We start from the raw sequence: 7,701 nt of genomic DNA, 5'->3' as shown, positions 1-7,701 counted from the left end.
CGGCATGCGCGGCGCCGCGCATGCCGCGATCGGACATAATCGCGCTTTGTGTTGCGCGCGCGATTCCGTCATGTCCGATTCCTTCCGCTGGCCCGCTGCGGCCGATCCCTTCCGTTTTCTCGAAGCGCTCGACAGCGCTCGCGCTCGCGCGTGGGTCGACGAACAGAACGCGCGCACGCGCGCCGCGCTGCGCGACAACGACGCGTATCGCGCGCTCGCCGCACGGCTCGCACGCGCGTATCTGCCGCGTGAACGGCCGGTCATTCCGACGCGCTGGCGCGACTGGGCCTACGACCTGTGGCAGGACGATCTGCATCCGAAGGGGCTCTGGCGTCGCGCGCGCTGGGACGACTGGCGTGCGGGCCGCGCCGAATGGGAGACGCTGCTCGACGTCGATGCGCTCGGTGCGGCCGAAGGCGAATCGTGGGTGTTCGAGCAGGACGCGATCCTGTATCCGGACGGCGATCGCGCATTGCTGTCGCTGTCGCCGGGCGGCGCGGATGCGGTCGTCGTCCGGGAGTTCGATCTCGTGCTGCGGCGCTTCGTCGACGACGGCTTCACGATCGACGTGCCGGGCCATCACACGGTCGGCTGGATCGATCGCGATACGGTGTACGTGAGCTGGGATCGCGGCGACGCGCATTCGACCGCAGCCGGCTATCCGTACGACGTGCGGCGCTGGGTGCGCGGCACGCCGCTCGCAAAGGCGCCGGTCGTGTTTCGCGGCGAACCGGACGACATCAGCGCCGGTGCGTGGTTCGATCCGATCGACGGTCGTCACGTCGCGTGGCGCAGCGTCGACTTCTTCGACGCGCATACCTACCGGCTGACCGAGGCGGGCGAGTGGGCGCGCTACGACGTGCCGACGCACGTCGAGGTCGGCTTCTGGGAAGGCTGGCTCGTGCTGGAGCCGCGGCTCGACTGGGACTGCGACGGCGTGCGTCATGCGGGCGGGTCGTTGCTCGCGATCCGCGAGCGCGCGTTCCTCGAAGGTTCGCGCGCGTTCACGACGCTGTTCGAGCCGCAGCCGTCGACGTCCGCCTGCACGTGGACGCATACGCGCCACACGCTGATCGCGAGCTGGCTCGACGACGTGCACAACCGCACGCTGCTATGGGAGCCGCGGCAGTCGGCCGACGGTACGTGGACCTGGGATGCGCGGCCGCTCGATTGGCCGGGTGACGCGCAGATCGACGTCGAGCCCGTCGAGCCGACGCTGAACGACGACGTCTACGTGGACGTCGATACCTATCTCGATCCGCCCGAATGCTGGCTCGCCGATCTAGCCGACCGCGCGACGGATGCCGCGTCGCGGCGCGTGCTGCTCGATCGTCCGCCGGTGCAGTTCGATGCGGCCGGGCTCGTCGTGCGTCGCGCGAGCGCACGCTCGCGCGACGGCACGCGCGTGCCGTACACGCTGATCGGCCCGCGCGATGCGCTCGACGGCGCTACGCGCGTCGCGCGGCCGTGCCTGCTGTCCGGCTACGGCGGCTTCGCGCTGCCGAACCTGCCCGGCTACAGCGACGCGCTCGGCATCGGGTGGCTCGAGCGCGGCGGCGTCGCGGCGTTCGCGCACATCCGCGGCGGCGGCGAATTCGGGCCGCGCTGGCACGTCGACGCACAGCGCGAACATCGCCAGCGTTCGTTCGACGATTTCATCGCGGTCGCGGAGGACCTGATCGCGACCGGCGTGACGACGGCCGCGCAGCTCGGCATCGAAGGCGGCAGCAACGGCGGGCTGCTGGTCGCCGCATGCATGGTGCAGCGCCCGGCGCTGTTCGGCGCCGTGCTGTGCCGCGTGCCGCTGCTCGATATGCGGCGCTATCCGAAGCTGCATGCGGGTGCCGCGTGGCTCGACGAATACGGCGACCCGGACGATCCGGACGAAGGCGCGGCGCTCGCCGCGTATTCGCCGTATCACCGCGTGCGCGACGGCGTCGCGTATCCGCCGCTGCTGCTGACGACGTCGACGCGCGACGACCGCGTGCATCCGGCGCACGCGCGCAAGATGGCCGCGCGCATGCAGGCGCTCGGTCATCGCAACGTGTGGTACTGGGAGAACACCGACGGCGGTCACGGCAGCGCCGACGATCTGGAGCGCGCCGAATCCGACGCGGCGGAATTCGGCTTTCTGTGGGCCCATCTCGGGCCCGCGCCCGCGCGCGGCTGAGGGCACGTGGGGCAGGAGCAGGGCAGCAGCGGCAGGGCGGCGGCGTCAGCCGAGGACCGCGACGACCGGCGTATGGTCGGACGGCTGCTCCCACGTGCGCGGCACGCGATCGACTTCGCACGACGTGCAGCTGCCCGCGAGCGACGGCGACAGCAGGATGTGGTCGATGCGCAGCCCGGCGTTGCGGCGGAACGCGAACATCCGGTAGTCCCACCACGTGAAAGTCTTCTCGGGCTGCTCGAAGCGGCGGAACGCATCGACGAAGCCGAGCTCGATCAGCTTCGCGAAGTGCGCGCGCTCCTGCGGCGACACGAGGTTCTCGCCTTCCCATTTCGCCGGATCGTGCACGTCGCGATCTTCGGGCGCGATGTTGTAGTCGCCGAGCAGCGCGAGCTTCGGGTAGCGCTGCATCTCGGTGCGCAGCCACGCGTGCAGCGCGTCGAGCCACTGCATCTTGTACAGGAATTTGTCGGAGCCGACCGCCTGACCGTTCGGGAAGTAGGCGGACACGATCCGCACACCGTCGATCGTGACGGCGATCACGCGCTGCTGCGTGTCCTCGAAGCCCGGAATATTGCGCACGACGTCCGATTCGTCGAACGGCAGCGTGTCGCGCGCGAGAATCGCGACGCCGTTGTAGGTCTTCTGGCCGGCGAACCAGCTGCGATAGCCGGCCGCCTCGAGATCGGCGCGCGGAAATTTCTCGTCCGGCAGTTTGAGTTCCTGCAGGCACAGTACGTCGACGGCGCTTTGCGCGAGCCAGTCGAGCACGTGCTGCTTGCGGACGTTGAGCGAGTTGACGTTCCAGGTGGCAATTTTCATGAACGGGGAAGCGCGCGTGCGGATCAATGCAAAGGCCGCCATCTTACCGCGAGCACGGGGCAGGAACGCGCGAAGCGCCGCGATGCATTAAGTGCGAATATGACAAAAGTGTTGACGTAAGTGCTTAACCACCCTATAATTTATTTCTCTGACGCGGGGTGGAGCAGTCTGGCAGCTCGTCGGGCTCATAACCCGAAGGTCGTAGGTTCAAATCCTACCCCCGCAACCAAGCACACCAGACGATGTGCAGCGCAAGTGACCGATGCGCGCTTCGTCGACAGGAACCCGGCCCCGTGCCGGGTTTTTTGTTTTGGGCGTTCGCTTCGCGTCGTTGCGTCAGCGCGCGGCCCATTCGACGGCCGCCTTGGCGTGCAGTGCCGTCGTGTCGAACACCGGCAGCGGCGAATCGTCGGCGCCGATCAGCAGTGTGATTTCCGTGCAGCCGAGAATCACCGCCTGCGCGCCGCGTTGCGCGAGCGATTCGATGATCCGCACGTACGTGCCGCGCGACTCGCGCGCGACGATGCCGTGGCACAGCTCGTCGTAGATGATCCGGTGCACGTCGGCGCGCTCGCGTTCGTCGGGCACGAGCACGTCGATGCCGAACCGCTCGCGCAGCCGCTGCGCGTAGAACGGCAGTTCCATCGTATAGCGCGTGCCGAGCAGCGCGACGCGCTCGACGCCCGCGTCGCGCAGCGCGGCGCCGGTCGGATCGGCGATATGCAGGAACGGCAGTGTGACGGCCGCTTCGATCGCGTCGTGCACGCGATGCATCGTGTTGGTCGTCAGCACGACGAGATCGGCGCCGGCCGCTTCGAGCTGCCGCGCGGCGTCGGCCATCCGTTCGCCGAGCGCAGGCCAGTCGTGCGCGCGCTGCAGCGCCTCGATCTCCGCGAAATCGACGGTCACGAGCACGCTCTTCGCGTTGTGATGACCGCCGTGCAGCGCTTTCGAATGGCGATTGATCAGCCGGTAGTATTCGGCCGACGATTCCCAGCTCATTCCGCCGATCAGTCCGATCGTCTTCATCCGTTGCCCTTTGGTTCGTATGGTCGCAGTCGAGTATAGGGGCCGGTGCGCGTGCGCGGCGGTACGCTTCGCGCAAAGCCGGCCGGTACGGCGCAGTGCGAGACGGCGGCGCGCGGCAGGGCAGCGCACGACGGCGGTCCGCGCCTGCCTCACGCGGCGGTTGAAACGCCCACTGTGTTTTTGTACAGTATCGGCACCGTGAATCCGTCCGCCATTCCGTCTTCCGATCCGCGCGAGCCGCCGCCCGACGGCGACGCACCGCCGCGCGTGCGCAAGATCATCCACTGCGATTGCGACTGCTTTTACGCATCGGTCGAGATGCGCGACGATCCGTCGTTGCGCAATCGTCCGCTCGCGGTCGGCGGCCGGCCCGACCAGCGCGGCGTAATCGCGACGTGCAATTACGAGGCGCGGCGCTATGGCGTGCACTCGGCGATGTCGTCGGCGCTGGCGATGCGCAAGTGTCCGGATCTGCTGATCCTGCCGAGCGCGATGGACAAGTACCGCACCGCATCGCGGCAGATCATGGCGATCTACCGCGACTACACCGCCGACGTCGAACCGCTGTCGCTCGACGAAGCCTATCTCGACGTGAGTCGCTCCGAGCGCTGTCAGGGGAGCGCGACGCTGATCGCGCGCGAGATCCGGCAGCGCGTGTACGAGACGGTCGGCGTGACGGTGTCGGCCGGCGTCGCGCCGAACAAGTTCATCGCGAAGATCGCCTCCGACTGGAACAAGCCCGACGGTCTATTCGTCGTGCGGCCGCACGAAGTCGACGCCTTCGTCGCCGCGCTGCCGGTGCGCAAGCTGCACGGCGTCGGCAAGGTCACGGCCACGCGGCTCGACCGGCTCGGAATCCAGACCTGCGCGCAGCTGCGGACCTGGTCGCTGATCGATCTGCATCGCGAGTTCGGCGCATTCGGTCGGCGGCTGTACGAGCTCGCGCGCGGGATCGACGAACGGCCGGTGCAGGCCGATCAGGAGCGCAAGTCGGTCAGCGTCGAGACGACCTACGTGACCGATCTGACCACCCTCGAGCAGTGCGCGGACGAGATCCGCCGGCTCGTCGTGCAGCTCGATGCGCGGATCGCCCGCGCAGGCGCCGCACGTGCGATCCGCAAGCTGTACGTGAAGATCCGCTTCGCGGATTTTCAGCGCACGACGGTCGAATGCGTGGCCGACGCCACGAATGCCGATACGGCCGTCGCGCTGCTCGCGAAAGGGCTGCTGCGGCGCGCGCAGGCGGTGCGGCTGCTCGGCGTCGGCGTGCGCATCGACGAAAACACGCCCGAGCGCCACGGGCAGTTCTCGCTGTTCGACGACGAATCGCGCGTGCAATGAAAAAGGCACCGCCGAAGCGGTGCCTGTGCGGGGGCGACGCGGCGCGGCCCGTCAGTGCGCGGGCGCGGCCATCCCGTTATGACGCAGCAGCGCGTCGATCTTCGGCTCGCGGCCGCGGAATGCCTTGAACGAATCCATTGCCGGGCGGCTGCCGCCGACCTCGAGGATTTCGCGGCGATAGCGGGTGCCGGTTGCCGCATCGAGCACGCTGCCGTTCGCGGCGGCCGCTTCCTCGAACGCCGCATACGCGTCGGCGGACAGCACTTCGGCCCACTTGTAGCTGTAGTAGCCGGCCGCGTAGCCGCCCGCGAAGATGTGGCTGAACGTGTTCGGCCAGCGCGAGAACGGTGCCTGCGGGATCACGTGATAGCGCTCGTTGATGTCGCGCGCAAAGTCGTTCACGGCGAGCGCGCCGGCCGGATCGAAATCGACGTGCAGCAGCATGTCGAACATCGAGAACACGATCTGGCGCAGCGTGCCGAGCCCGCTCTGGAAGTTCTTCGCGGCGATCATCTTGTCGAACAGCGCGCGCGGCAGCGACGCGCCTGTATCGACGTGCGACGACATCGACGACAGCACGTCCCATTCCCAGCAGAAGTTCTCCATGAACTGCGACGGCAGCTCGACCGCATCCCATTCGACGCCGTTGATGCCGGACACGCCGAGCTCGTCGACGCGCGTGAGCATGTGATGCAGCCCGTGGCCGAATTCGTGGAACAGCGTGATCACTTCGTCGTGCGTGAAGCAGGCGGGCTTGCCGCCGACCGGCGCGGAGAAGTTGCAGGTCAGATACGCGACCGGTGTCTGCACGCCGTCGCCGCGCTTCGCGCGCGAACGCGCGTCGTCCATCCACGCACCGCCGCGCTTGCCTTCGCGTGCGTACAGATCGAGATAGAACTGCGCGACGAGGGAGCCGTCGCGGTTTTCGACGCGGAAAAAGCGCACGTCCTTGTGCCAGACCGGCGCATCGTCCGGCTTGATCTGCACGCCGAACAGCGTCTCCGTCACGGTGAACAGCCCCTTCAGCACGGCCGGTTCCGGGAAGTACTGCTTGACCTCGTTTTCCGAGAACGCATAGCGCTGCTGGCGCAGCTTCTCGGCCGCGTACGCGACGTCCCACGGCGCGAGTTCGCTGAGGCCGAGTTCCTTCGAGGCGAACGCGCGCAGCTCGTCCCAGTCCTTTTCCGCGTGCGGACGCGCGCGCGTCGCGAGATCCTCGAGGAACGCGATCACCTGCTGCGGCGACTCGGCCATCTTCGGCGCGAGCGAAACTTCGGCGAAGTTACGGTAGCCGAGCATCTGCGCCTCTTCGCGGCGCAGCTTCAGTTCGTCGGCGACGATCGCGGTGTTGTCCCATTCGGCCTTGCCGCCGCCGTACTGCGGGCCGAGTTCCGAGGCGCGCGTCGCATACGCGCGGTACAGCGCCTCGCGCATCGCGCGGTTGTCCGCGTACTGCAGCACCGGGAAATACGAGGGAAAGTGCAGCGTGAATTTCCAGCCTTCCTTGCCGTCCTTCTGCGCCGCTTCGCGCGCGGCTTCGATCGCGTCGCCCGGCAGGCCGGCCAGTTCGGCTTCGTCGTGCGCGAAGTACGCATACGCGTTCGTCGCGTCGAGCACGTGATCGGAGAACGCCTTCGCGAGCGCGGCCTGCTGCTCCTGCAGTTCCGCGAAACGCGGCTTCCGGTCTTCGGGCAGCTCGGCGCCCGACAGGCGGAAGTCGCGCAGCGCGTTGTCGAGGATCTTCTTGCGCTCGGCGGACAGCGTCGCATATTCGGCGCCGGCCGCGATCGCCTTGTACTTGTCGTAGAGCGCGAGATTCTGGCCGACGCTCGACCAGAACTCGGTCACGCGCGGCAGGTTTTCGCCGTACGCGGCGCGCAGCTCGGGCGTATCGGCGACCGCGTTCAGGTGGCCGACGATACCCCATGCGCGGCCGAGCGGCTCGGTCGCACGCTCGACCGTTTCGACGACGTCGGCCCAGGTTGCGGGCGTCGCCGGCGCGCTCGCGGTTTCGACCGCTCGATTGGCGGCATCGAGCAGTGCGTCGAGCGCGGGCGTCATGTGTTCGGGGCGAATCTCGCCGAAGCGGGGCAGGCCGGAGAAATCGAGGAGCGGATTGGTGTGGGCGCTGTCGGACATAAGACTCCCTGTCTGTTGCCGGATGAACCGGGATGAAAACGGTGAGGCGCGAGGCGCGCCGATACCGACATTATTGGGGCGCGTCGCGCGCTTTCCAATCGTTAGTTTCTAACGGCGCGATTGACGCAGGGTCGGATGCGCGGCGCGTACGCACTGCGCAATGGGCGAGGCGCGCGGCCTCGCGTATGCGCCGTACGCCG

General features: G+C 68.0%; 5 protein-coding genes and 1 tRNA gene. 3 read left to right on the top strand and 3 right to left on the bottom strand.

Translation table 11 applies throughout. The features are described 5' to 3' along the window. Positions 1-70: 70 nt before the first annotated feature. Complete coding sequence (locus HMPREF3115_RS05605) at positions 71-2,170, top strand: prolyl oligopeptidase family serine peptidase (protein ID WP_200053119.1); 2,100 nt, start codon at positions 71-73, stop codon at positions 2,168-2,170. A gap of 45 nt (positions 2,171-2,215) precedes the next feature. Here the strand turns inward: HMPREF3115_RS05605 and xth are convergent, their stop codons facing one another. Next, positions 2,216-2,992, bottom strand: coding sequence for an exodeoxyribonuclease III (xth, locus tag HMPREF3115_RS05600; protein ID WP_070553658.1), 777 nt, complete (start codon positions 2,990-2,992; stop codon positions 2,216-2,218). Positions 2,993-3,144: 152 nt separating this feature from the next. Here xth and HMPREF3115_RS05595 point away from each other — a divergent pair. Then, positions 3,145-3,221 (top strand) — tRNA-Met (locus HMPREF3115_RS05595). 107 nt (positions 3,222-3,328) lie between these two features. On the opposite strand, the gene HMPREF3115_RS05590 is transcribed toward HMPREF3115_RS05595, so the two are convergent. Beyond that, a complete protein-coding gene (locus HMPREF3115_RS05590) occupies positions 3,329-4,021 on the bottom strand; it encodes an aspartate/glutamate racemase family protein (RefSeq protein ID WP_053297045.1) in 693 nt (230 codons plus the stop codon). Positions 4,022-4,195: 174 nt separating this feature from the next. Between HMPREF3115_RS05590 and dinB the strand changes: the two genes are divergently transcribed. Further along, positions 4,196-5,362 (top strand): DNA polymerase IV, encoded by a 1,167-nt coding sequence (dinB, locus tag HMPREF3115_RS05585; RefSeq protein ID WP_070553663.1) that lies wholly within the window; start codon positions 4,196-4,198, stop codon positions 5,360-5,362. Between the two features lie 51 nt (positions 5,363-5,413). Here the strand turns inward: dinB and HMPREF3115_RS05580 are convergent, their stop codons facing one another. Beyond that, positions 5,414-7,501 (bottom strand): M3 family metallopeptidase, encoded by a 2,088-nt coding sequence (locus HMPREF3115_RS05580; protein ID WP_070553656.1) that lies wholly within the window; start codon positions 7,499-7,501, stop codon positions 5,414-5,416. Positions 7,502-7,701: the final 200 nt, after the last annotated feature.

Origin of the sequence: Burkholderia sp. HMSC10F09, from assembly GCF_001806955.1 — a bacterium.
Classification (GTDB): domain Bacteria; phylum Pseudomonadota; class Gammaproteobacteria; order Burkholderiales; family Burkholderiaceae; genus Burkholderia; species Burkholderia multivorans.
This window is presented reverse-complemented; position numbering and strand designations above follow the sequence as displayed.